The organism is Vreelandella sp. H-I2 (genome assembly GCF_052959335.1).
Window position 1 is genome coordinate 224,002 of sequence record NZ_JBRAMC010000002.1, and the last position, 23,705, is coordinate 247,706.

At 54.1% G+C, this 23,705-nt stretch carries 21 protein-coding genes; 19 read left to right on the forward strand and 2 right to left on the reverse strand.

The features are described from left to right. Nucleotides 1-12 precede the first annotated feature (12 nt). From ACUVOF_RS05630 to ACUVOF_RS05660, 7 genes are all read left to right on the forward strand, one after another. Nucleotides 13-843, forward strand: a complete 831-nt coding sequence (locus ACUVOF_RS05630) for a bifunctional allantoicase/(S)-ureidoglycine aminohydrolase (RefSeq protein WP_447043410.1) — start codon at nucleotides 13-15, stop codon at nucleotides 841-843. Between the two features lie 9 nt (nucleotides 844-852). After that, on the forward strand, nucleotides 853-1,341 hold the full coding sequence (locus ACUVOF_RS05635; protein WP_447043411.1) for an ureidoglycolate lyase: 489 nt from the start codon (nucleotides 853-855) through the stop codon (nucleotides 1,339-1,341). A gap of 117 nt (nucleotides 1,342-1,458) precedes the next feature. Then, entirely contained in the window at nucleotides 1,459-2,934 is a 1,476-nt protein-coding gene (pyk, locus tag ACUVOF_RS05640) for a pyruvate kinase (RefSeq protein ID WP_447043412.1), read from the forward strand. Then, a complete protein-coding gene (gene modA, locus ACUVOF_RS05645) occupies nucleotides 2,921-3,706 on the forward strand; it encodes a molybdate ABC transporter substrate-binding protein (protein ID WP_447043413.1) in 786 nt (261 codons plus the stop codon). Before pyk ends, modA begins: the two co-directional genes overlap by 14 nt. 27 nt (nucleotides 3,707-3,733) lie before the next feature. Then, entirely contained in the window at nucleotides 3,734-4,402 is a 669-nt protein-coding gene (modB, locus tag ACUVOF_RS05650; RefSeq protein ID WP_447043787.1) for a molybdate ABC transporter permease subunit, read from the forward strand. A gap of 7 nt (nucleotides 4,403-4,409) precedes the next feature. Then, nucleotides 4,410-5,531, forward strand: coding sequence for an ABC transporter ATP-binding protein (locus tag ACUVOF_RS05655; RefSeq protein WP_447043414.1), 1,122 nt, complete (start codon nucleotides 4,410-4,412; stop codon nucleotides 5,529-5,531). 2 nt (nucleotides 5,532-5,533) lie between these two features. Then, on the forward strand, nucleotides 5,534-6,067 hold the full coding sequence (locus ACUVOF_RS05660; RefSeq protein ID WP_447043415.1) for a DUF192 domain-containing protein: 534 nt from the start codon (nucleotides 5,534-5,536) through the stop codon (nucleotides 6,065-6,067). Between the two features lie 161 nt (nucleotides 6,068-6,228). Here ACUVOF_RS05660 and ACUVOF_RS05665 read toward each other — a convergent pair whose 3' ends face one another. Beyond that, the gene (locus ACUVOF_RS05665; protein WP_113269090.1) at nucleotides 6,229-6,963 is read right to left on the reverse strand and encodes a ParA family protein; all 735 of its coding nucleotides are present in this window, start codon (nucleotides 6,961-6,963) and stop codon (nucleotides 6,229-6,231) included. A 318-nt stretch (nucleotides 6,964-7,281) separates the two neighbouring features. On the opposite strand from ACUVOF_RS05665, the gene ACUVOF_RS05670 reads away from it, so the two are divergent. The 11 genes from ACUVOF_RS05670 to ACUVOF_RS05720 all read left to right on the forward strand — a co-directional run bounded on the left by ACUVOF_RS05670 (nucleotide 7,282) and on the right by ACUVOF_RS05720 (nucleotide 21,368). Beyond that, nucleotides 7,282-8,292 carry a DctP family TRAP transporter solute-binding subunit gene (locus ACUVOF_RS05670; protein WP_447043416.1) on the forward strand — a complete coding sequence of 337 codons (1,011 nt, stop codon included), beginning with the start codon at nucleotides 7,282-7,284 and terminating at the stop codon, nucleotides 8,290-8,292. A gap of 61 nt (nucleotides 8,293-8,353) precedes the next feature. Continuing rightward, complete coding sequence (locus ACUVOF_RS05675; protein WP_447043417.1) at nucleotides 8,354-8,833, forward strand: TRAP transporter small permease; 480 nt, start codon at nucleotides 8,354-8,356, stop codon at nucleotides 8,831-8,833. Further along, nucleotides 8,823-10,127, forward strand: a complete 1,305-nt coding sequence (locus ACUVOF_RS05680) for a TRAP transporter large permease (RefSeq protein WP_447043418.1) — start codon at nucleotides 8,823-8,825, stop codon at nucleotides 10,125-10,127. The genes ACUVOF_RS05675 and ACUVOF_RS05680 overlap by 11 nt, the downstream gene beginning before the upstream one ends. 457 nt (nucleotides 10,128-10,584) lie before the next feature. Continuing rightward, entirely contained in the window at nucleotides 10,585-11,565 is a 981-nt protein-coding gene (locus tag ACUVOF_RS05685) for a TAXI family TRAP transporter solute-binding subunit (protein ID WP_447043419.1), read from the forward strand. Nucleotides 11,566-11,762: 197 nt separating this feature from the next. Beyond that, nucleotides 11,763-14,366, forward strand: a complete 2,604-nt coding sequence (locus ACUVOF_RS05690) for a TRAP transporter permease (protein ID WP_447043420.1) — start codon at nucleotides 11,763-11,765, stop codon at nucleotides 14,364-14,366. An 11-nt stretch (nucleotides 14,367-14,377) separates the two neighbouring features. Next, nucleotides 14,378-14,806, forward strand: a complete 429-nt coding sequence (locus tag ACUVOF_RS05695; RefSeq protein ID WP_113269096.1) for a universal stress protein — start codon at nucleotides 14,378-14,380, stop codon at nucleotides 14,804-14,806. A 339-nt stretch (nucleotides 14,807-15,145) separates the two neighbouring features. After that, complete coding sequence (locus ACUVOF_RS05700; RefSeq protein ID WP_113269097.1) at nucleotides 15,146-15,964, forward strand: DUF2189 domain-containing protein; 819 nt, start codon at nucleotides 15,146-15,148, stop codon at nucleotides 15,962-15,964. Nucleotides 15,965-16,124: 160 nt separating this feature from the next. Further along, nucleotides 16,125-16,622 (forward strand): molybdopterin-dependent oxidoreductase, encoded by a 498-nt coding sequence (locus ACUVOF_RS05705; protein WP_447043788.1) that lies wholly within the window; start codon nucleotides 16,125-16,127, stop codon nucleotides 16,620-16,622. Next, on the forward strand, nucleotides 16,612-18,858 hold the full coding sequence (locus tag ACUVOF_RS05710; RefSeq protein WP_447043421.1) for an ATP-binding protein: 2,247 nt from the start codon (nucleotides 16,612-16,614) through the stop codon (nucleotides 18,856-18,858). The genes ACUVOF_RS05705 and ACUVOF_RS05710 overlap by 11 nt, the downstream gene beginning before the upstream one ends. Next, nucleotides 18,839-20,005: a nitric oxide-sensing protein NosP gene (gene nosP / locus ACUVOF_RS05715; RefSeq protein ID WP_447043422.1), complete on the forward strand. Its 1,167-nt coding sequence runs from the start codon at nucleotides 18,839-18,841 to the stop codon at nucleotides 20,003-20,005. The genes ACUVOF_RS05710 and nosP overlap by 20 nt, the downstream gene beginning before the upstream one ends. Continuing rightward, nucleotides 19,974-21,368 (forward strand): ATP-binding response regulator, encoded by a 1,395-nt coding sequence (locus ACUVOF_RS05720; protein WP_447043423.1) that lies wholly within the window; start codon nucleotides 19,974-19,976, stop codon nucleotides 21,366-21,368. Before nosP ends, ACUVOF_RS05720 begins: the two co-directional genes overlap by 32 nt. Here ACUVOF_RS05720 and ACUVOF_RS05725 read toward each other — a convergent pair. After that, a complete protein-coding gene (locus ACUVOF_RS05725; protein WP_113269101.1) occupies nucleotides 21,365-22,042 on the reverse strand; it encodes a response regulator in 678 nt (225 codons plus the stop codon). The genes ACUVOF_RS05720 and ACUVOF_RS05725 overlap by 4 nt on opposite strands. Before the next feature lie 116 nt (nucleotides 22,043-22,158). Between ACUVOF_RS05725 and exaC the strand changes: the two genes are divergently transcribed. Continuing rightward, nucleotides 22,159-23,679 carry an acetaldehyde dehydrogenase ExaC gene (gene exaC, locus ACUVOF_RS05730; protein WP_447043424.1) on the forward strand — a complete coding sequence of 507 codons (1,521 nt, stop codon included), beginning with the start codon at nucleotides 22,159-22,161 and terminating at the stop codon, nucleotides 23,677-23,679. Nucleotides 23,680-23,705 lie beyond the last annotated feature (26 nt).

Sequence of the window (23,705 nt, forward strand, 5' to 3'; positions counted from 1 at the left end):
TATAGGTTTCAGATGCCAGCTAACTACTACGCCCCCATCGGCGGCCACCCGCCGCAAACACAAATTACCGCTGATCGCGCTGTATTTACCGAAGCGTACGCGCTGATCCCAAAAGGCGTCATGCGCGATATCGTCACCAGCAACCTGCCGTTTTGGGAAGGCACGCGATTGTGGGTGCTGGCGCGGCCGCTGTCGGGGTTTGCCGAGACATTCTCTCAATACATTATGGAAGTGCAGCCGGGAGGCGGTAGCGATAAACCGGAGCCAGATCCCCACGCAGAAGGTGTCTTGTTTATTGTGGAGGGTGAGTTATCACTTACGTTGTTAGGCGGGCATTACACCATGCAACCTGGCGGTTACGCGTTTATCCCCCCTGGCAGTTCATGGCAGGTGCGCAACGAATCTGACGCGCCGGTGCGTTTCCACTGGGTACGCAAGGCCTACGAATTTGTCGAAGGGCTTGAGGTGCCAAAGGCGTTTGTCACCAATGAGCAGGATATTGCACCCATCAAAATGCCGGACACCGAAGGGCGCTGGGCCACCACGCGCTTTGTCGACCCTGCAGACGTTCGCCACGATATGCACGTCAATATCGTGACCTTTCAACCCGGCGGCGTGATTCCTTTTGATGAAACCCATGTCATGGAGCATGGCCTTTACGTGCTTGAAGGCAAAGCCGTTTACCACCTGAATCAAAATTGGGTAGAAGTAGAAGCTGGGGATTTTATGTGGCTACGCGCTTTCTGCCCCCAGGCCTGCTACGCCGCTGGCCCAGGACCGTTCCGCTATTTGCTGTATAAAGATGTTAATCGTCATGCGTCTCTTAAACTGTCGTCTCGCTAAGGAGCTGTCATGCTTGAACTAAAAGCCGAGCCGCTAACGGCTGATGCCTTCGCTCCTTTTGGCGATGTGATAGATGCACGTACGTCAGCGTCGTTTCCCATTAATGCCGGGCGCACTCAGCGCCATCATGATCTGGCCAAGGTGGAAACCTTGGGCGAAAACGCCCACACGCTGATTAATATTTTCGTTAGCCAGCCGATTACACTGCCGTTGGAGCTCACGTTTCTGGAGCGTCATCCTCAGGGTAGTCAGGCCTTTATGCCGCTGCATCAGGAGCGCTTTATTGTCGTGGTGGCGCCACCCGGTGAACACATTAATCCGGAGGATGTACGCGCTTTTGTCACCGATGGCCGCCAAGGGGTGAACTACCGCGCAGGCACCTGGCATGCCATTCAATCGGTACTGGAGCGTGAAGGCGAGTTTTTGGTAGTGGATCGGGGCGGTGATGGCAATAACTGTGATGAGTTTCCTCTCGCGATCACCGTGACGTTGACTTAAACCCACCCCCTGCGTTGCACTGCTGTCATATAGAGCGCGTTAAACTGGTAAGCTAGGGTTACTGAGTAGAATTACTTAATAGAGTCACTACACGCTAAATTGCATGGTTGGAACATTATGAACGCACTGCACTTCTCCACGATCCGTCGTACCAAAATTGTCGCCACCCTGGGGCCTGCCAGCGACCGGGAAGGCGTATTGGAAGCCATGCTCAAGGCGGGTGTCGATGTGGTGCGTCTTAACTTCTCCCATGGCACCGCCGATGATCACCGCCGCCGGTTAACCGAGGTACGTGAAATCGCCGCCCAGCTAGGCCGCAGCGTCGCGGTATTAGGCGATCTACAGGGACCCAAAATTCGTATTGCGCGGTTTAGAGATGGGGCTGTGGTGCTCAAAGAGGGCCAACCGTTTATTCTCGATATGGCGCTGGATGGCGATGCGGGGGATAGCCATCAGGTAGGCTGCGACTATAAAACCTTGCCGAAAGACGTTACTGCAGGGGATCGCCTGCTGTTAGACGATGGGCGCTTAGTGCTTGACGTGGCACGCGTTGACGGCCAACAGGTGCATACCACTGTGGTTGTAGGCGGCAAACTCTCCAACCACAAAGGCATCAACAAGCAAGGCGGTGGTCTCTCAGCGCCAGCATTGACAGAAAAAGATAAAGAAGACCTTAAGACCGCCGTTGAGATTGGCGTCGATTACCTGGCCATTTCTTTCCCCCGCCATGCTGAAGATATGCTCGAAGCACGCCGTTTATTGGGCGAGGAAGGAAAAGAGATTGGCCTGGTGGCTAAAGTCGAACGTGCCGAAGCCGTAGCGGATGATGCCACCCTGGATGGCATCATCGAAGCGTCTGAGGCGGTCATGGTGGCGCGGGGCGATTTAGGCGTTGAAATTGGCGATGCCAAGCTGGTTGGTGTGCAAAAGCGCATGATCAAACGCGCCCGATCGCTCAACCGTGCGGTCATCACTGCCACACAAATGATGGAGAGCATGATTTCAGCACCGCTTCCTACGCGTGCCGAGGTATTCGATGTGGCCAACGCGGTACTGGATGGCAGCGACGCGGTCATGCTCTCGGCAGAAACCGCGGCGGGTGACTATCCGTTGGAAACCGTCGAAGCGATGTCGCGTGTTTGTTTGGGCGCTGAGCGGGAGAAATCTGCTCAGGAGTCCGGCCACCGTATTCATGAAGGCTTTACCCGACCGGATGAAACCATTGCGCTTTCCGCTATGTACGCCGCCAACCATATGACGGGTATCTCGGCGATTGCCTGTATGACATCGTCGGGTTACACGCCGCTAATCGCCTCGCGCATTCGTTCTGGCCTGCCAATTGTAGGTTTGGCACATAACCCCATCGCTCAGCGCCGAATGGCACTCTACCGCGGTGTCGTCTCGCTGCCGTTCGATACCTCTGACATGACCGCCACCGAGCTGAACGACCGTGCCCTGGAGCTACTGGTGAAGATGGGTATCTCTAAAGCCGGCGATCACGTGATCCTTACCCGTGGCGACCATATGAATGCTCACGGCGGGACTAATACCATGAAGGTAATGGAGATTACTGACGAGCATGCTAAAAGCTAAATTAATGCATGGGCTGTTGCTCGCCTGCTTGCTATTAACAAGCGCCCCCGCACTCGCGGGTGCACCTATCGTGGCCGCCGCCTCTGACCTGCAGTTTGCACTGACCGAGGCTGCTGACCAGTTTCGTGAAGAAACCGGCCACGACCTGCGCTTGAACTTTGGTTCGTCGGGCAACTTCCGCCGCCAAATTGCCCAGGGTGCGCCGTTTGAGCTCTATCTCTCTGCTGACGAACGCTACGTTCAGGCGCTTTACGAAGAAGGCCACACCAAAGACGAGGGTGTCATCTATGCCATTGGTCGGCTAGTGTGGCTACAGCGCGCAGGTCACGGTGATTTGCCCCGTGAGGATGCGCCGTTGTCGGCAGTGCAAGATGCGCTAGAAGTGCAAGCAAGCGATGCACCTACTCGCATTGCGCTGGCCAATCCTGAACACGCGCCTTATGGCGTCGCGGCGCAGCAGGCTTTGAAGCATGCTGGGCTTTGGGAGCAAACCGAGCCGCTGCGGGTACTGGGCGAAAATGTCTCCCAGGCGGCACAGTTTGCGCTTTCTGACGATGCGCGGGGAGGTTTGGTGGCTTATTCCTTAGCACTAGCACCCGCCTTGAACGAGCGAAGTGAGTACGTACTCATCCCCGAGAGCTGGCATGACCCGCTACGTCAACGCATGGTGTTGACCAACCAAGCGGGTGAGGTTGCCAGCGCCTTCTACCAGTGGCTGCAAAAAGACGAAGGGCAAACCATTTTGCGCACCTATGGGTTTAGCGTTGAATAATGGCTTGGTCATAATGGATGGTTCTTGATGGATTGGTCGGCGCTTTCGGTCTCGCTACGTCTTGCGGGTTTTACCTGCCTGATTCTCATCCCTATCGCTATTTGGCTAGGCCGTGCTCTGGCCTACGCGCTTTTTCGCGCTAAAGGACTGTGCGAAGCGCTCGTGGCGCTTCCGCTAGTGCTACCACCCACCGTGCTGGGCTTTTATCTGCTGATGAGTTTTGGCCGAGATGCGCCGGTGGGGTCGCTTTGGGCGGACCTGACCGGCGGTGGGCTGAACTTTACCTTCAACGGTATCTTGTTGGCTTCGCTGATAGCTAACCTGCCGTTTGCCGTGCAGCCCATCCAGCGCGCCTTTGAACACGTGCCCCACAACTTGCGGGAAGCGGCCTGGTGCAGCGGGCTAAGCCCGTGGCAAACGCTGCTGCGTATCGAGCTGCCCTTGGTTTGGCCAGGGATTATGTCAGCGGCAGCCTTGACCTTTGCCCATACGCTGGGGGAGTTCGGTGTGATCTTAATGGTAGGAGGCGCGATTGATGGCGAAACCCGCACGCTCGCTATTGCTATTTATGATCGCGTTCAAGCCTTTGATAAACAAGGCGCGGCGCAGATGTCGGCACTGCTGCTATTGGTATCGTTTATTACGTTGGGACTCGTATATGGGTTAGCTGGACGTCGGCGGTGGGTACGTGGCTGATTCGTGTATGGCTCGCTTACGTGTGGCGGTCAAGCAAGCGGGGCCGATACCGCTGGCTGCAGAGTTCGTTTGCCAGCCCGGCGAACTGCTGGCGCTGGTCGGGCCATCGGGCAGCGGAAAAACCACGCTGTTGCGTACCATTGCCGGGCTTTATCGCCCCCAGAGCGGGCAAGTGGAGTGCGCTGGCAAGGTTTGGTTTGATGCTGAGCGTAAGCATTCACTCCCACCTCAGCGTAGGCAGGTCGGCATGGTGTTTCAGGACTATGCGCTATTTCCCCACCTAACCGCCTCGGAAAATATTCAACTCCCCCTGCGCCATTTGCCGCAACTACAACGTCAGGAACAGGCCGAACAGTGGCTTGCCAAGGTGCGTTTAGACGGATTGGGCAAGCGCTACCCTAATGCACTTTCAGGCGGGCAACGTCAGCGTGTGGCACTAGCCCGCGCCCTGGCTCGCGAGCCCAAAGTGCTGCTACTGGATGAGCCTTTTTCAGCGGTGGATCAAGTCACCCGTCGGCGTTTGCAGCGTGAACTGGCGCTGCTGCGACAGCAGATCGACATTCCTATTGTGCTAGTGACCCACGATCTGGAAGAGGCTGCCGCCCTCGCCGATCAAATCTGTGTACTACATAATGGCGCCAGTCTGCAGCAAGCCGCCCCAGAGGGACTGTTTAGGCGTCCGACGTCGCCACTGGTTGCTCGCCTATTAGACCGGCATAATCTGTTTGAAGGCGTCGTCGTTGACATAGAGGGGCAGCGACGGCTGCAGTGGGGAGAGTGCTATTTAGAAGTGGCTGAGGGGCTCGATACTCAGCCAGTAGGCGAAACCGTGACATGGTACTTGCCGCCCTCCGATATTGTGCTTCACCGCCGTGACCGTCCCTCAAAGGGCGAGCGGGAAAATCCGTTGGCTGCCACCGTCAGCGAGATGGTGGTATTGGGCGGTATTACTTCAGTTTCCTTAAGCATCGGTCATGACGATATGTTACGTTTTGACATTGCCACCCATGCCGCACGCCGCAACCAGTTGACCAGCGGAGAAGTGGTGAATGTCTCACTACTGGCGACAGGCATTCACCTGATGCCGGGCCACCGAGTTCGCGCAGATGCGCATGACAAAAGGAAGTAAGTATGGATCCCACGCGTCGCACACTGCTTAAAGCGTCGTTACTGTTACCGCTGGCAGCGCTATTGCCGATGTCGTTACTCAGCTCGTTTGCTTGGGGGCAAGCCACGGCGAAAGACATGCAAACGCTGACGCTGGCCATTCATAGCGAGGACGGCCCACACCGTTTACACGTTGAGGTGGCGGAAACAGCGTCCCAGCGTCAGCGAGGCTTGATGGGACGGGAGAGCTTGCCTGAAGCAAATGGCATGCTGTTTCGCTTTGAGAGCGAGCAATCGGCCAATAACGCCTTTTGGATGTATCGCACCCTGATTCCCCTCGATATTGCCTTTATCGATGCGAATGGTCGAATAGTGGCGATTAATACCATGCAGCCCTGCGAATCTTCCTCGTCGAGCGAATGCCCTTCCTACCCAGCTGGGGCGGCGTATCATTCAGCACTAGAGGTCAACGGCGGTTACTTTGCCGAGCGTGGTATCAAAGTGGGTGATTGTGTTTCCATCCCCGAGGAAGCCGGTTACTGCCAGCCTGCGGATTAAGCTGGACGGCGGCGAAATCAGACCACGATCAGGGCTATACCCGCGACCACTAAAGTCGCCGCCGACTAGTTTATATGCGCCTAGGCTGTCGCCCATTAACAGCGCGCCGGTACCTCTTCCGCCTGCGCAAGCCAATTAACAGCAGAACGAAGTTCAGACGTTCATTGCATACGCTGCGCGATCTCTCGCCACAGCGTGGCGTAGGCGCGACCGCCCCGACTGCTGCGGGCGAAATGCCCGACCGGAGCGCGTTCGATACCCATGCGCTCAACCTCACTGGCGTTGGGCACGGTCGTCGACAGGCGCCTCGGCCAGCGTTCGCTGAGACTCTCCATCACCTGACGGTGCAGGGTCTTGCGACGGTCGGCGAGGGTGACGAACGGCCAGATTGGGCAGGCATGGTCGACCGCGTCGAGATGACCGTCCAGTTGCTCAAGAGTGCGCAACGACAGGGTAGTCGGTACCATCGGCACCAACAGGGCATCAACGCTGGAAAAGATCTGCTCGGCGAGTGCCGACAGGCTCGGCGGGCAGTCGAGTATCACCAGGTCGTAACTGCCCATCACCGGCTTGAGGATCTTGCGCAGCCGACTGGGCTTGCGGGTTTCCATCGACGCTTCCAGGTCGCGCGAGCCCAGCGCCGCCGGCAGCAGGTCGAGCCCCTCGAAGTCGGTCTCGCGGATCGCCCGGTCGAGATCGGCCTTGCCCTTGACCAGCTTGTCGACGCCTCCGCGTACTTTGGGTTTGCTGCGCAGGTAGAAGGTGGTGGCGGCCTGCGGATCGAGATCCCACAGCAACACTCGCCTGCCGTCGCGTGCCGCTTCGGCGGCGAGATTGACGGCGGAGGCGGTCTTGCCCACGCCACCCTTGATACTATAAAGCGCCAGCATCTGCATAGGGAGCTCCCGGCTTGGTGACTGTTTAGTCTAACCGATTGGCCTGAGTGGATATGTGACGTTTCGGTGACGGGGGCGGTGGCGAGAAAGTGAGCTAACAGGTTTTAGGGGTGTTTTACTGGTACCTAGGGAATTGGCTGCGTTATCAATAGCAATGTCTATTCGTCGACTGTTTTTTCTTAATCATGCCAACTTTAGACGTCTTTCTTTCGTGCGCTAAGTGCATACAATAAGTGGGGCTTTCTCGACAATCCTCGAAATGGCTATTCGCGCATATTATAAATCGCACACCATAAAAATAGATAAAAAGGATCTACCATGACGCTGACACGCTCAATGGCTCGTTTTACTGCTGGCTTAGCCGGGGCGGCACTGCTTTCTGCCTCCCTTTCTGCACAAGCACGCGAACTTTCGGTTTCCACCGTTTTATCTGATGCTTTTCCGTGGGGGCAGGCAGCGGAAAAATGGGCGGAACTGGTGGAGGAACGCAGCGACGGCGAGCTAACGCTGCGCGTTTACCCCAACTCTCAGTTGGTTTCCGGTGACCAAACCCGCGAATTCTCCGCCATGCGTTCCGGCTTGATTGATGCAGCGGTGGGCTCGACTATTAACTGGTCGCCGCAGGTGCCGGAACTGAATCTTTTCTCTTTGCCGTTTTTCATTCCCGATGAAGCCGCCGTCGATGCAGTCACTGGTGGTGAAGCGGGCGAGCTGGTGTTTGAAGCGATCGAATCACGCGGCGTTATCCCGCTGGCGTGGGGCGAAAATGGCTTCCGTCAGGTCTCCAACTCACGCGGTCCGATCAGCGAGCCGGATGACTTGGACGGCCTGAAAATCCGAGTTGTTGGCTCGCCGTTGTTCCAGGATACCTTCTCGGCCTTAGGCGCCGACCCCACCCAAATGAGCTGGACGGACGCTCAGCCTGCGCTGACCACCGGCGCCGTTGATGGCCAGGAAAACCCACTCTCTGTATTTGACGTCGCGCGCATTGATCAAGTTGGCCAAGAGCATTTGACGCTCTGGAACTACATGAATGACCCTCTGATTTTTGCGGTCAATCAGCAGGTATGGCAAACATTGAGCGAAGAGCAACAAACCCTGCTGCGCGAAACCGCGGTAGAAGCGGGTGAGTGGGAAATCGCCATGACACGTGAAGAAGAGAGCGAACGCCTAGCGGCGATTCAAGAGCGCGGTGTGACGGTGACAGAGCTTTCCGATGAACAGTACCAGGCGTTTGTCGATGCCACACAGTCTGTTTACGAGAAATGGGCACCGCGGATTGGCGATGAGGTGGTTAACGCCGCCCAAGCCGCTATCGACGCGCGCTAATAACTGTTGATGTTCTAACTCCCGGCTCTTAGGGCTGGGAGTTTTTTGCTGTGAGGCTGCCATGAAAGGCTTTCCCGATGCGCGCCCGGAACGCTGGCTGGGCGCGCTGGCATTAATCATTATCTCGATGATCAGTTTGGGTAATGTCATTACGCGCTATCTGACCGGCGGTTCTTTTTCTTTTACCGAAGAGTTCTCGGTTTTCTTGTTGGTAGTACTGACGTTTGCCGGTGCCTCGGTGGCGCTAAGGCGTAACCGGCATATTCGCATTGGCTTTTTGGAGCGTGCCTTGCCGCTTAGGTACCGTCGTGCGCTGATTCTCTTCCAAGCGTTGTGCAGTTTTATTGTGCTGGGTTTGATCACCTGGTACGGCGGCAAATTAGCTTGGCAAGAGTATCAATGGGAATCGCTTTCGCCAGGATTAGGCCTTCCTCAATGGTGGTATTTGGTTTGGTTGCCCGTGCTTTCTGCGGCCATGTTATGGCGCTTGTATCAGCAAACCGCTGACCGTTTGGCGGGGAGGCTAACCGATGAGCCCTGATGTCTGGATGATCCTGGCGTTTGCTGGCCTGTTGATTGCAGGGGTGCCCGTGGCGTTTTCGCTGGCGCTTTCTGGAGCAGTTGGCATTGTGATTGGGCTGTCGCCGGATATGCTGGCGACCTTGGGCACGAATACCTATAACAGCATTGCAAAGTACCCATTAATTGCGATTCCGCTATTTATACTTACCGGGCTTATTTTTGAGCGCTCCGGCGTGGCGCTGCGCTTGGTGCGATTTGCCCAGGCGCTGATTGGCCCACGCCATGGCGGCTTGGCGCTGGTCGCGGTGCTGGTGTGCATGATCATGGGCGGCATGAGCGGCTCCGGGCCTGCCGATGCGGCGGCCGTAGCGATGGTGATGCTGCCCAGCATGACCAAAGCGGGCTACCCCAAGCCGTTTTCCGCCACGCTAATTGCTGCTTCTGCTTCAACCGCGATTCTTATCCCGCCTTCCGTTGCACTTATCCTTTACTCGATTGTGGTGCCCGGTGTCGATTTGCGGGCCCTGTTTGCGGCAGGGCTATTCCCCGGCATATTGGCAGGCATAGCACTATTGGTACCTGCCATGATCGTCTCCAAACGTTATGGTTGGGAAGGCGGCACACCGGTAGAAGGTGCCGAACAGCTCAGCGTACGCACTACTTTTAAACAGGCGATACCGGCGCTGTTTGCACCCGTGTTGATTTTGGGTGGTTTGCGTTCGGGCTTGTTTACGCCCACCGAAGCAGCCGTCGTGGCAGTCGCCTATGGGGCGATTGTTGGGCTATTTCTTACCCGAGAACTGTCGTTGCGCGATCTGTGGGAGTTACTGGGCGAAGCGGCGATTATCTCTGGGGTAGTGATGCTGATTATCGCGCTTGCCGGTATTTTTGCCTGGGCGGGTACCATGCTGGGCACTTTCCGCCACTTGGCTGAGTGGATTATTAGCCTGACGGACAATGGCGTACTGCTGCTTGTTTTAGTGATGTTAGCGGTGCTGGTCGCTGGCATGTTGTTAGATGCGATCTCGATTTATCTCATTATGATGCCGATCCTGATTCCTGTTATGCAGCACTTCGAATGGAACCCGGTGTGGTTTGGGATTCTACTGGCAATGAACATTGCCATTGGTCAATTTACCCCGCCGGTGGCGGTCAATTTAATGGTAACGACCGAAGTGGCGAAAATACGTTTGGAGCAAACACTCGGTTGGGCGTTGTTGTTTGTGGTCGCCATGGGGTGTGCGCTGGCGCTGGTAGCCATCTTCCCAGCCATCGCTTTATGGCTACCCGGCGTCTTGGGATATAACATCTGACGGGGCTAAAGGGGTGCTGAGACTGGTCCAGAAGAAGCTGCGGCTGTCTAGCTGTAGTGAATATCATTATTCCCCATGCCAAAACGGTATGGACATTAACGCTTACTTAACGTTGCCAACCGTTAAACTACTATCTACAAAGTGAAAATGCGTTTTAAATAAGGGGAGGCACTGTGGTGCTTTGCCAAGCGCGCTTTTTATCGCTAAAGGCTTATTTTCTATCGCTAAGGGCTTTGTTTTTCGCTAAAGTCCTGGTTTTTCGCTAAAGTAGTATTAGCAGGCAGCCACCAGGGGTGCTTGTAACAGATTGTCTTAAAAACGTTTTGGGATAAGCCCATCTGAGGGAGCGAGTCGCTAGGTGGGTCCAAAGCGCATGATGTTGATAATGACAGTGTTGCTAACGACAGTGTTGATAACATCAAATACGCTCATAACATCAATATAAAGAGGTGTGTTCATGAAACGCCATACGTTTTCTACCGCTGCTTTCTCCGGTGCGCTACTTGCCAGCGCTGCTTTCGCCTCCCCGGCAATGGCACAGGATGACGAGCAGTTCATCACCATCGGTACCGGTGGACAAACCGGTGTGTATTACGTCGTAGGGCAGTCGATCTGTCGTTTGGTTAATCGCCTCGAAGACGCCGATATTAAGTGTAATGCACCTTCAACCGGTGGGTCTGTCGCCAATATCAATGGTATCAAGTCCGGCGAGCTGGACATGGGCGTCGCCCAATCTGACGTTCAGTATCAAGCCTACAACGGCACCGGGAACTTCGAAGGCGAGGCCTACGAAGATTTGCGGGCTGTGTTCCGTGTCCACGGTGAGCCTCTGACGCTGCTTGCACGTGCTGATTCTGGCATCGAGACACTTGATGATTTGGAAGGCAAACGCGTGAACATCGGTAATCCAGGTTCAGGCCAGCGCAACACCATGGAAGTGGTGATGGACGCCAAGGGCTGGACCGAAGATACTTTCTCTCTGGCATCTCAGCTTGACGCAGCCGAGCAAGCGGCGGCACTTGCCGATAATAACGTCGATGCCATGGTTTACGTAGTGGGCCACCCGAATGGTTCCATTCAGGAAGCGACCACCACCGTTGATGCTCGTCTGATTCCGCTGAACGACGAAGACATTCAGGGCATTGTCGATGAATATCCCTACTACTCCTCTTCGGTAATCCCAGGTGGCTTATATCGCGGCAATGATGAAGATGTCGAAACCTTCGGTGTTGCAGCGACATTTGTAACCACGGCTGAAGCAGACGAAGAAGTGATCTACCAGACCGTTAAAGCGGTTTTTGATAATTTTGATCGTTTCAAGCGTCTGCACCCGGCCTTCGAAAATCTTGATCCAGAAGAGATGGTGACTCAAGGTCTTTCCGCACCGTTGCATGATGGAGCGGCGCGTTACTACCGTGAACAAGGCTGGATCGAGTAATTCAGTAGCCTGAGGTAGTATTACCTTAGCAAGGAATGCGCGGTTACCTAAGGGTGCCGCGCATTTTGGTTTACGCTGTTGATAAAGCGTTTAGGATGTTGATAGGGCATTTAGGATGTTGATAGGGCATTTAGGATGTTAATAGAGCAATTCGATATGGCAATTAAGTGTCAATCGACTCGGAGCAGGGCAGGCATATGACAGAAGATAAGAACAGATCTTCGGGAACCGGAGTAGACCTGGATGACATGGTTGCCTCCAGCGACACGGGCGCCCGTAAACCAGCCGGTATGCCCGGCAAGCTCTTGGTCAGCATTGCGGCAGCGTGGTCTCTGTTTCAACTGTGGATCGCTTCCCCGGTGCCCTTTGTTCTGGGTTTTGGCGTATTTAGTGCCACGGAAGCCCGCTCTATTCACTTAGCTTTTGCGCTGTTCTTGGCGTATATGGCCTATCCGGCACTCAAGCGCTCGCCCCGTGACCGTGTACCGATCCAAGATTGGGTGCTGGCAGCGGCAGCGGCCTTTTGTGGCGCTTACATGTTCATGTTTTACGAGCAGTTATCCCAGCGCCCCGGTGCACCGATCCTGCAGGATGTGATCATTGGCATCGCCGGGATATTGCTACTGCTTGAGGCGACACGCCGTGCGCTTGGCCCGCCGTTAATGATCGTGGCGTCCGTCTTTCTTGTCTATAGCCTGGCTGGCCCATGGATGCCGGGTATTCTTTCCCATGGTGGGGTCAGCCTCTATGGTTTGATTAACCACCAGTGGTTAACGACTCAGGGTGTTTTCGGTATTGCGCTGGGTGTCTCCACCAGCTTCGTCTTCCTATTTGTACTGTTCGGCGCTCTGCTCGATAAGGCAGGTGCTGGCAATTACTTTATCAAGGTAGCGTTCTCGCTGCTTGGTCACTATCGCGGTGGGCCCGCTAAAGCGGCTGTGGTGGCCTCGGCCATGACCGGCCTGATTTCCGGCTCCTCTATTGCCAATGTGGTAACCACCGGTACCTTTACGGTGCCGATGATGAAGCGCGTGGGGTTCTCCTCGGAAAAGGCGGGCGCTGTTGAAGTGGCGTCATCGGTCAACGGCCAGATTATGCCACCTGTAATGGGGGCCGCTGCTTTCTTGATGGTCGAATATGTAGGTATTTCTTACGTTGAAGTCATTAAGCATGCCTTCCTGCCTGCGCTGATTTCCTATATCGCGCTAGTCTATATCGTTCACCTCGAGGCCCTTAAGGCCAATATGAAGGGGCTTCAGAGCAGTAATCCCCCTAAGCCTTTGGTCAATAAAGTGATCGGCTTCTTGGGTGGTTTACTACTCATGATGGTTACCGCGTTAGCAGTCTATTACGGTCTTGGCTGGCTCAAGCCGGTGTTAGGCGAGGCGACGCCTTGGGTAGTAGGCGTTGGGCTGACGGTGATTTATATTGCCCTGCTCAAGCTTGCGTCAGGTTACCCCGAGCTCGAGCTTGATGATCCTAACGAACCGATTTATTCGCTGCCCCAGACCAAACCAACGGTGCTGGTTGGCTTGCAGTACATCCTGCCGGTGATTGTGCTGGTCTGGTGTTTGATGGTGGAGCGTTTGTCGCCTGGGTTGTCGGCCTTCTGGGCCACTATTTTCATGATTTTCATTATCCTTACTCAGCGTCCGATCACGTCGATCTTTCGTGGCCGCAGTGATATGAAGGCGGATCTGCGTGAAGGCGTGATGGATTTATGGAATGGTTTGGTCACCGGTGCCCGCAACATGATTGGCATCGGCATCGCTACGGCCACCGCCGGTATTATCGTCGGTGCCGTCTCCCAAACCGGGGTAGGGCTAGTACTGGCCGAAGTAGTGGAAACACTGGCCATGGGTAACTTGATGCTGATCCTGTTGCTGACGGCAGTGCTTAGCTTGATTCTCGGTATGGGGTTGCCTACCACGGCTAACTACATCGTCGTTTCGGCTCTACTGGCACCGGTGATCGTTAATTTGGGCGCAGAGAATGGCCTATTAGTGCCGCTAATTGCGGTCCACCTGTTCGTGTTCTATTTCGGGATCATGGCCGACGTTACGCCACCGGTGGGGCTTGCGTCATTTGCCGCGGCAGCCGTCTCCGGCGGTGATCCTATTCGCACCGGCTTCCAGGCATTCTATTACAGCCTGCGCACCGCAGCGCTACCGTTTTTGTTCATCTTTAATACCGACCTGCTGCTGATTGATGTGACCTTCCTGCAGGGGGTGCTGATCTTTATAGTGTCCACCATCGCCATGCTGATCTTTGCTGCCGCGACCCAGGGCTTCATGATTACGCGCAGCCGCTGGTATGAGTCCATTGTGCTGTTGTTGATTGCGTTCACGCTGTTCCGGCCGGGCTTCTGGATGGACATGATCCATGATCCCTACGAGTCCATTCCGCCTGCGCAATTTGTTGAAGCCTTGGGCGATGTCGATGAAGACTCGACGCTTCGCCTGCAGATCGCCGGTCTGGATGACTATGGTGATCCAATGAGCACTTATATGACCCTACCGGTGCCTGACGGTGAAACAGGCCAGGAGCGGCTTGAGAACCTGGGTCTTGAGCTGTTTATTGAGGATGGTACGGCAATCGTTGATATGGTGACCTACGGCAGCCAAGCGGCAGAACTCGGTTTCGACTTCGATCAAGAAATCATCGAAGTGTTAGCCCCTGTGAACCGCTGGACGAAAGAGATCATGTGGATTCCTGCATTCCTAATCTTTGGGTTGATTGTCGTCATGCAGCGCCGTCGGCGTGAAAAACAGCTTGCCGATGAGTCAGCCGCTACAGCCTAGGAGAGATCGCCATGTATCAGAAAATCTTACTACCCGTGGATCTCAATGAAGAGGCTTCCTGGCAGAAAGCGCTGCCCACGGCAATCACCCTTTGTGAAACCTTTGGCGCGTCGCTGCATATAGTGACCGTGCTGCCGGAATTTAAAATGCCCATGGTGGGTGCTTACTTTCCCAAAGATTTTTCACAAAAGGCGCATGAAGTAATAAAAGAGGCGCAGCACGCGTTCATTCAAAAGAACGTTCCTGAGGGGATCCAAACGCAGAGTATCCTTGTCGATGGCTCGCCGTGGGAGGCGATTATTAAAGTAGGCAAAAAACTGGATGTTGATCTGATCGTTATGGCTTCTCATACCAAACGTAAGTTTGTTGACTACGTGTTAGGTCCCAACGCTGAGCACGTCGTGCATCATGCCAAAGTATCGGTAATGATTGTGCGCTAGGAATAGCGTACTAGCGTAGAGAGCCGTGCAAAGTAAACTAAAAAGCTCCGGGCAACTTGCTCGGAGTTTTTTTATGCTTGGCTATATCGTGTTTTTATCTATATCTACCACTACATCTACTTTTTCTAACGCAACAATTTAATTGTCGCTTTCTCGCACTTTCGTGGATTTTTTGTACGCACAATCGGACGTCCCACGCCTCGCAACCGTTATTCAGCTACATTAATAGAGCGTTAAGTCATTAAGCTGGTATTAATGCTTTCAGCGATTAATGAGCGCTGATGTTTTGAGGTAAATCCTGAGATCAGGATCTATATCGGGAAGAACAGGAGTGATGCCATGAATGCGACGACAACAAAAACAAGCCACCATTCGGATCTGCCCAGCGTTAAAATCACTATTAACAAGGTCGGTATGGAGCGGCCAAGGGCATGGTTAGCTGCTGGCGTGGAGGATTTTCGCCGTGCAACAGTCGTGAGCCTTTCTTATGGCATGTTCTGGGTTGGACTTAGTATCGCTATTACCCTGGGTGCTTTTACGTTGGGGTATTGGTACTGGCTGCTGCCTATGATTGCAGGCTTTATGTTTATTGGCCCACTGGTGGCCGTCGGCTCTTATGGCATTAGTCGCGCGCTGGAGAACGGGCAAGTGCCTAACTTAGGGGATGCTTTCGGCAGTTGGCGACCTCATGCCGGCCAGTTGGCAATGATGGGCGTCATGATGATGATCTTCTTCCTCGCCTGGATTCGCTTGGCAACGCTTCTTTTTGCACTCTTTTTTGGTTTTGAAATCCCCAGCCCCGCCACACTGTATACCGCGCTTCTCACTACGTCAGAAGGGTTGAGTATGCTAGCGGTGGGTACGGTAGCGGGGGGTATTTTGGCGTTTGGTGCGTTTACGATTAGCGTCGTAGCGATTCCTACCTTGATGGATCAAGACCTAACCTTTATGGAAGGTATTGAAGCCAGCGTGCGCTGTGTCGGACGTAATTTCCGCGTCATGCTGTTATGGTCAGTGATACTTACGCTGTGTGTACTGATTGGTGTGATGACCTTCTATATTGGTTTAGCGTTGATTTTACCCGTTTTGGGTCATGCTAGTTGGCATGCTTACGAGGATTTAGTGCGCTTTGAGCGGTTGGACAACTTGGATTCATAGCTTAAAAGGGAAGCGTAAATGACGCTTTAGTGACGAAAAAGCAGTATTGGACCTGACCCGTTTAAGAAGATGGCGTAATCTTTACGCTGTCTTCTTTTATTTTGGGCATTGGAACCAGTAAGTTGCCCTTCGTGAGGTGTGTACTGTGAAAGCATTGTTAATGGGGTGGGTCGTGCTGATGTTCAGTGCTCCCCTGTCGGGGATTGCTGAAACAGGCGATGACTTAGGCATGCCTAGCGGGCCTGTTATTTTGACCGTTAGCGGGAATATTAAGCATACGAATGTCGGGAGTGAAGCGCAGTTTGACCGTGACATGTTAGAGGCATTACCACAGCACTCGTTTGAAACCAGTACGCCCTGGACCGAAGGTAGCAGCCACTATCGCGGCCCTTTGATGCGTGATTTGCTAACGCACTTAGGCGCTCAAAGTGACTCTGTTCATGTCGCTGCACTGAACGGCTATGAAGCTGAGATACCGGTCAGTGATTTCGAACAGTACGACGTTATGTTGGCTTTGCAAAAGGATCAGAAAGCGATTCCGATTCGTGAATATGGTCCTTTATGGGTGCTTTATCCCTTTGATCATGATGAAGCGCTGTTAAGCGAAAAAATACGCTTTAGAGCGGTATGGCAGGTTATGCATATTGATGTCCGCTAGCGCTTCAACAACGCAGGCCGCCAGTCTGCTACGTTATCCTCGTCGCTTTAAGCTTGTGGCTATCATTGCTGTCCTACTGTTGGCCGCGGCGCTGGTCGTCGCTACGTTAGCCGCTTGGCGGCAGGAAAACCTCACTCAAAGCCTACGCGAAGATACTGCTTGGGTTGTCTATAAGTTAGACCGTGATGCAGTGCAATTGTTAAACCATTTGCTGACAGTAGCGCATGGGCCACTTACCCCCGCGGCACACGATGAGCTAAACCTGCGCTTTGAGCTGTTGTACAGTCGGATAACGCTGCTCAATGAGGGAGAAGTCAGCACATTATTGCAAGAGATCGATACCGCGAGTGCGCTGCTGCGCCAGATCCAACAACAGCTCGATGTACTCGATAGTATGTTTGAGCCTTACGAGGTAGTTGAGCAACTGCCAGTACCGGCGCTAGAAGAAAATCTACAGACATTAACACGGTTAACCGAGCGCCTGGTCATCGTGATTAATGGCTATTTGGCAGAGTCGACGACAGAAGAGCGAGCCCAGCTCAGTCTGCTTTATAAACTGCTCATGACCCTGATCGTCGGTATGAGTTTGGCAGCCTTTTTGGTCGTTGCCTTCTTGGTGCGTGAGATGCGTGAAAGTGCAGCGATAAGGCGCAAGCAGGAGCAGCTTGGCCAGCAGTTAGAAGTTACCGCCAAGCAGGCTCAGGCAGCTAACCAAGCCAAGTCAGATTTTTTGGCCATGGTTAGCCATGAAATTCGCACACCGCTGAACGGCGTTATTGGCATGAGCGAGCTATTACGCGAGTCGACAAACCCTGCACAAATAGAAGACTACGCCCACACGATTCACGATAGCGCCAATCAATTGCTGGCAATGATCAATGAGATCCTCGATTTTTCTAAAATCGAAGCAGGTCATCTGACCCTTGAAACAGCGCCCACGGAACTCAAACCACTTATCGATAGTGTGGTGTTGCTGCTTGCGCCCAGGGCAACGGCAAAAGGATTAGCACTGCGTGTTTACGTTGATCCGCTGGTGCCTGAGTGGATATTGGTCGATGCAGGCCGTTTACGGCAAATACTGCTGAACTTGATCGCAAATGCGATCAAGTTCACCGACCGGGGAGACGTTAGCGTTAAAGTGTCTTCAACGGTGGAACGGCTGTTATTCGAGGTGATTGATACAGGCTGTGGTGTGAGCGAACAGCAGCAAGAGCGTCTCTTTGAGCCTTTTCACCAAGCGGATGAGTCGGTGGCAAGGCGTTTTGGTGGAACTGGGCTAGGGCTGGCGATTTGCAAACGGCTAAGCGAAGCCATGCAGGGGCGGTTAGGGGTTAAGAGCCAAGTAGGTCAGGGGAGTACCTTTTGGTGTGAGTTACCTTTAGTCGATGCTGACCCTGTATTAATGTCGCTACCCTCAGCCCCTAAGCGAGATTTTTCCGGGACAACATTGCTGCTGGTGGAGGACAACGCCGTCAACCACAAAGTCGCTGTTGGCTTATTGTCACGCTTAGGGTGCGAGGTGGTCTGGGCTGAGAATGGTCATGACGCTCTGACGATGGTCCAGTCACAGCAAGTGCATCTTATCTTTATGGATATTCAGTTGCCTGATATGAGTGGTTTGATCGTCACTCAGCGATTACGCGAGCAGGGCGGATGGTTGGCAAATGTTCCCATTGTTGCCATGACGGCTGGCGGCGCTGAAGATGACCGTCAACGCTGCCTGACTGCCGGGATGGACGATTACATTACCAAGCCACTGTCACTCTCAGCGTTAAGTAATGTGCTGGCGTTGCAGCTTTCTGCATCCCCAGACAAAGGTTCTGCATCGGCATTAGAGGTGTCAAAAACGCTAACTGGGGCGCCATCGTTGCTTAATGTCGATACGCTTGCCAGCCTGAAATTGGCCCTAGGAAAAGCGAGTCTGGCCCAACTGGTCATGCTTTATCACCAGCAAGTAAGCAACTATTCTGCTCAACTAGCTGCTTGTTTAGCGATTACGCCATTCACGCCGGAGCAGAAACAGCAAGTGATGCGCTTGGCGCACCAGCTGCGTGGCGAGTCAGTGAGCATGGGGGCCGAACAACTCGCTGAATTGGCGAAGCAACTTGAAATATTAGCCAATACGGAGCGAGCCACCTTCAGCCAACTCGATGAGATGTTCAGTACCATAAGGCTTACAGCGGCGCATACGCATTCCGCGTTGGAGAGGTGGTGTCGTGACCACTTATCAGATTGAGCAAGGTATTCTCACTGCGGCCAGTCAGCATACCAATGCGTACTTTGCAGCGGCTGAGCTAGCCGACGCTTTACAGCATGAACACTTGGGATTCGTGCTGTTTTTCTGTAGTGCGGAGTATGATTTAGCGGGACTGGCAGACGCGCTGGAAAGCCACTTTCCCTCAACGCTGCTAAGTGGCTGTACAACGGCTGGGGAAATTACCCCACTCGGTTACGACCGAGGCACCATCGTGGCGATGGGGTTTGATCGGCGCCTGTTTGCTGTCGAAACGGCGCTCATTGATGACCTGGACCATTTTGAATTGACCCACGCCCAGCCGCTGGTGGATGGGCTGCTGGCGCGCTGCCGTCGACAAACCATCGCGCCAATCAATGAACATAGCTTTGTATTAACGTTATTGGATGGTTTATCCAGTCGTGAAGAGCAAGTGCTCGCCACCTTAGATGCTGCATTGGGGCATATACCTAGCTTTGGCGGCTCAGCGGGCGACGATAATCATCTTAGTCATACCCATGTTTACACTGCCGGGCGCTTCCATAGCCACGCGGCTGTTGTGGTCATGATTAATACCAGGCTCCCTTTTGAAGTGTTTTCAACCCATCATTTAACCCCTTTAACTCATAAGCTGGTGGTAACTGAGGTGAACCGTGAGCGTCGGCGGGTAATCGAGCTCAATGGTTTACCTGCCGCGCAGGTGTACGCCGACTTGGTTGGTGTTGCTCCAGAGCAGCTCAGCGCAGTGATATTTGCCCGTCACCCATTAGCTGTCCGCATTGGTGGGCAGCACTACGTGCGCTCCATACAGCGTGTGCATAGCGACGGTAGCCTGAGCTTCTACTGTGCGGTGGAAAACGGCATTGTGCTGACGGCTATGCAATCAACGCCATTACTCGAAAACCTAAAAATGATGCTTGCCGGGGTGAGCGCTAGGCTGGGTACGCCTAGCGTGATTATTGGCTGTGACTGTTTTCTACGCCGTATGGAGCTTGAAGCGCTAGATCATGTAGAACAAGCGTCGCAGCTGCTGCGCCAAGCAGGGGTTGTAGGGTTCAATACCTACGGTGAGCAACATCATGGTATGCATGTGAATCAGACGTTTACGGGGGTGGCGTTTGGATCTCTTCCAGCTTTCGACCACTACTAACGCGGTGGGTGACGCTCAAGCGACAAGCGAGGAGACGTTACGCGAAGAGAACCGTCGCCTGCGTAAAGTCTGCCATGCGCTGATGGAGCGGGTGGAAACGGGCGGCAGCGCCGACGCTGCCCCTTATGCCGCTTTCGAACGTTCGGTCTTGCTCGCTGAACAGGTGCGGGAGCGCACTGATGCCCTTCATCGCGCATTAGATGAGCTGGGGCAAGTTAACACACGCTTGTTGGCTGCCAAAGCCGAAGCCGAAGCGGCTAATCTCTCTAAAACCAAATTTTTAGCAGCGGTTAGCCACGACCTGCTGCAGCCGTTAAATGCAGCCAGACTATTTGCCAGTGCCTTGGAAACCCATGCGCTTCCTGATGCATCGCAAGCACTGGTGGGGCATATCGGTCGCTCTTTAAAAGATGTCGAAGGATTACTGGGAACACTTGTGGATATCTCACGCTTGGATGCTGGGGTATTACACGCCGATAAAGCACCTTTTGCGGTGAGCACATTATTGGACGCGTTGGCAGAGGAGTACCGCCAAGTGGCCGGGGTGCGTGGTTTGGCATTGCATTACGTGCCATCCAGTACGGTGATTGAATCCGACTTAGCGCTGCTGGCACGGGTGATTCGAAACTTCCTAAGTAATGCAGTGCGTTATACCGAGCATGGACGCGTACTGCTGGGCTGTCGGCGTCGCCGGGATGGATTGGAAATTATGGTAGGTGATACCGGCCCGGGTATTCCAGAGCAGCAGCGCGAAGCAATCTTTCTGGAGTTTCGACGTGCTAACCAAGTGAATAGTGCGCACAGCCGTGGTTTAGGTTTGGGGCTAGCTATCGTTGACCGCATCAGTACCATGCTGGAACAGCCCGTATCTCTCACATCACGCCCCGGCGAGGGAGCACTGTTTTCGATCACGGTGCCTTACGCAGAGGCCGCCTTGCCCATAGCACTGCCCAAAAAAAGCGCCCCCTCGTCACCTGAAGAGATAGATCCCTTACACGGCTGTGTCATTTGGGTGATTGATGATGACTTGGCTATTCTTGAAGGGATGCAGGCGCTGCTGGGCAGTTGGGGGTGCCGGGTGCGCGCAGCAGCCACTGTCTCTGCCTTAGAGGCCGCCAGCGATGGTGAGCGCCCCGAGGTGCTACTGGTCGATTACCATTTGGGCGAACATCGCGAAACGGGCATCGGTTTGGCCGCACGGCTGCAGCGCCGATACCCTGGCTTGGCATCTGTAGTGATTACGGCTAATCATGAAGCAGAAATTAAGCGCGCTACCCGCGAAGCGGGTATGCATTGTCTACTCAAACCATTAAAGCCATTGCGGCTTCGTATGCTGCTTGGCACTCTGCTAAATAAAAGCTAGTGAGCGAGTTTGGCCTGATAAAAGCTTAAATCTTCCTCGCCAGCGATCACAATCGCATGGACCCGGCTGGTGGCGTTTAGTTTGCGCAAAATCGCCGATACGTGAGTTTTAACGGTGGTTTCAGCAATCGATAGCTCCCTGGCAATCTGCTTATTTGACATCCCTTTGGTCAGGCAGACCAATACCGCCAATTGTTTCTCGGTTAAACGCGCCAAGCGCTCACTGGTAGCCATGGCGCTAGCGGTAAGTGAGGCCGAAGCAACACGCGGCGCCGGGCGGCGCATAATATCGGGTGGCAGGTAGAGCTGGCCTTCAAGAATCTGCGTTAACGCCACCAGCAATGCCACCCGCGGCGTGGATTTGGGTATATAGCCCACCGCGCCCAAGGTAATGGCATCAAGCACTAATTGTCGCTCTTGGTGTGCAGACACAATCGCTACCGGCAGCCAGGGGAATTCCTCGCGCAGGCGGGTTAATCCTTCCAGCCCCTCGGCATCCGGTAGGCTTAAGTCCAGCAAAAGCAAATCCAGCTCAGTGTGCTGTTCCACCAGCGTTATCGCATCAGCGAGGCTCTCCGCTTCCAGCAGTTGGCTATTAGCCAGGCCGCTACTCACCACGGTCTGTAGCGCGTCGCGAAATAGTGGATGGTCATCTGCCACCAACAGGGAATACATGGCGTCTCCTACCAAGGGATGAGGGCTAATCCTGCTATCGGGCTATATCGCCATTTGCTTTACTGAACAACACTGTCAAAGCACCTTTAATAATCATAATACTCAGGAGCTATACAATGATCTACGCCAACCCTGGTGATAACGGTTCTGTGGTGTCGTTTGAAAAACGCTACGGTAACTATATCGGCGGCGAATTTGTTGCCCCGGTGAAAGGTCAATACTTTGACAATATTAGCCCTGTCAATGGCCATGTCTTCTGCGAAATCCCCCGCTCAACGGCAGAGGATATCGATAAAGCCCTGGATGCAGCTCATAAGGCGGCGCCTGCCTGGGGGAAAACGTCCGTTCAAGAGCGTAGCAATATCCTGCTAAAAATCGCCGACCGCATTGAGCAAAATCTGGAAATGCTCGCGGTAGCTGAAACGTGGGATAACGGTAAAGCAGTACGCGAAACCCTCAATGCTGATATTCCCTTGGCTGTTGACCACTTCCGCTACTTTGCGGGCTGCTTACGCTCGCAGGAAGGAACTGCGGCAGATATCGACGCCAACACCGTCTCCTATCATTTCCACGAGCCGCTGGGCGTGGTGGGGCAAATTATTCCCTGGAACTTTCCGATCCTTATGGCCGCCTGGAAGCTCGCACCTGCTCTGGCGGCGGGTAATTGTGTGATCCTTAAACCTGCCGAGCAAACCCCTGCCTCGATACTGAAAGTAATAGACGTGATTGGCGACCTGCTACCGCCAGGCGTGCTCAATATCGTCAATGGTTTTGGCGCAGAAGCGGGGCAGGCATTGGCCAGCAGCAAGCGTATCGCCAAGATCGCCTTCACCGGCTCCACCCCTGTCGGTGCGCATATTCTAAAATGCGCGGCGGAAAACATTATCCCGTCGACCGTAGAGTTAGGTGGTAAATCCCCTAACATCTACTTTGCCGATATTATGAACGCCGAGCCGACGTTTATTGATAAAGCGGTGGAGGGGTTGGTGCTGGCGTTCTTTAACCAAGGCGAAGTATGTACTTGTCCTTCGCGGGCATTGATACAAGAGAGCATGTACGACGAGTTCATGGCCAAGGTGATCGAGCGCACCCAAACCATCAAGCGCGGCAACCCGCTAGACACCGATGTGCAGGTGGGTGCACAGGCCTCCCAAGAGCAATTCGACAAAATCATGTCCTACATGGATATCGCCCGCGAAGAAGGTGCAGAGTTTCTCACCGGCGGCAATAAAGAGACCATGGACGACAGCATCAACAGCGGTTACTACATTCAGCCCACGCTGCTGAAGGGCAATAACCAGATGCGCGTTTTCCAGGAAGAGATCTTTGGCCCTGTAGTCGCAGTCACTACCTTCAAAGATGAGGAAGAGGCGCTGGCGATTGCCAACGACACCGAGTTCGGCCTGGGCGCCGGCGTGTGGAGCCGCGACATTAATGTCGCCTTCCGCATGGGCCGTGGCATTCAAGCGGGTCGCGTGTGGACCAACTGCTATCACCAGTATCCCGCCCACGCGGCATTTGGTGGCTACAAGAAATCCGGCGTTGGCCGCGAAACTCACAAAGTCGCCCTTGAGCATTACCAGCAGACCAAAAACCTGCTGGTCAGTTACGATATCAACCCGCTGGGCTTCTTCTAAGCCGCTCTGCTAGCCATACCGTCCGG

Bases quoted from the DNA above. Each gene is read 5' to 3' on its own strand.
- ACUVOF_RS05630 (WP_447043410.1), top strand. From the start codon at position 13: ATGCCAGCTAACTACTACGCCCCCATCGGCGGCCACCCGCCGCAAACA.
- ACUVOF_RS05635 (WP_447043411.1), top strand. From the start codon at position 853: ATGCTTGAACTAAAAGCCGAGCCGCTAACGGCTGATGCCTTCGCTCCT.
- pyk (WP_447043412.1), top strand. From the start codon at position 1,459: ATGAACGCACTGCACTTCTCCACGATCCGTCGTACCAAAATTGTCGCC.
- modA (WP_447043413.1), top strand. From the start codon at position 2,921: ATGCTAAAAGCTAAATTAATGCATGGGCTGTTGCTCGCCTGCTTGCTA.
- modB (WP_447043787.1), top strand. From the start codon at position 3,734: ATGGATTGGTCGGCGCTTTCGGTCTCGCTACGTCTTGCGGGTTTTACC.
- ACUVOF_RS05655 (WP_447043414.1), top strand. From the start codon at position 4,410: ATGGCTCGCTTACGTGTGGCGGTCAAGCAAGCGGGGCCGATACCGCTG.
- ACUVOF_RS05660 (WP_447043415.1), top strand. From the start codon at position 5,534: ATGGATCCCACGCGTCGCACACTGCTTAAAGCGTCGTTACTGTTACCG.
- ACUVOF_RS05665 (WP_113269090.1), bottom strand. From the start codon at position 6,963: ATGCAGATGCTGGCGCTTTATAGTATCAAGGGTGGCGTGGGCAAGACC.
- ACUVOF_RS05670 (WP_447043416.1), top strand. From the start codon at position 7,282: ATGACGCTGACACGCTCAATGGCTCGTTTTACTGCTGGCTTAGCCGGG.
- ACUVOF_RS05675 (WP_447043417.1), top strand. From the start codon at position 8,354: ATGAAAGGCTTTCCCGATGCGCGCCCGGAACGCTGGCTGGGCGCGCTG.
- ACUVOF_RS05680 (WP_447043418.1), top strand. From the start codon at position 8,823: ATGAGCCCTGATGTCTGGATGATCCTGGCGTTTGCTGGCCTGTTGATT.
- ACUVOF_RS05685 (WP_447043419.1), top strand. From the start codon at position 10,585: ATGAAACGCCATACGTTTTCTACCGCTGCTTTCTCCGGTGCGCTACTT.
- ACUVOF_RS05690 (WP_447043420.1), top strand. From the start codon at position 11,763: ATGACAGAAGATAAGAACAGATCTTCGGGAACCGGAGTAGACCTGGAT.
- ACUVOF_RS05695 (WP_113269096.1), top strand. From the start codon at position 14,378: ATGTATCAGAAAATCTTACTACCCGTGGATCTCAATGAAGAGGCTTCC.
- ACUVOF_RS05700 (WP_113269097.1), top strand. From the start codon at position 15,146: ATGAATGCGACGACAACAAAAACAAGCCACCATTCGGATCTGCCCAGC.
- ACUVOF_RS05705 (WP_447043788.1), top strand. From the start codon at position 16,125: ATGGGGTGGGTCGTGCTGATGTTCAGTGCTCCCCTGTCGGGGATTGCT.
- ACUVOF_RS05710 (WP_447043421.1), top strand. From the start codon at position 16,612: ATGTCCGCTAGCGCTTCAACAACGCAGGCCGCCAGTCTGCTACGTTAT.
- ACUVOF_RS05725 (WP_113269101.1), bottom strand. From the start codon at position 22,042: ATGTATTCCCTGTTGGTGGCAGATGACCATCCACTATTTCGCGACGCG.
- exaC (WP_447043424.1), top strand. From the start codon at position 22,159: ATGATCTACGCCAACCCTGGTGATAACGGTTCTGTGGTGTCGTTTGAA.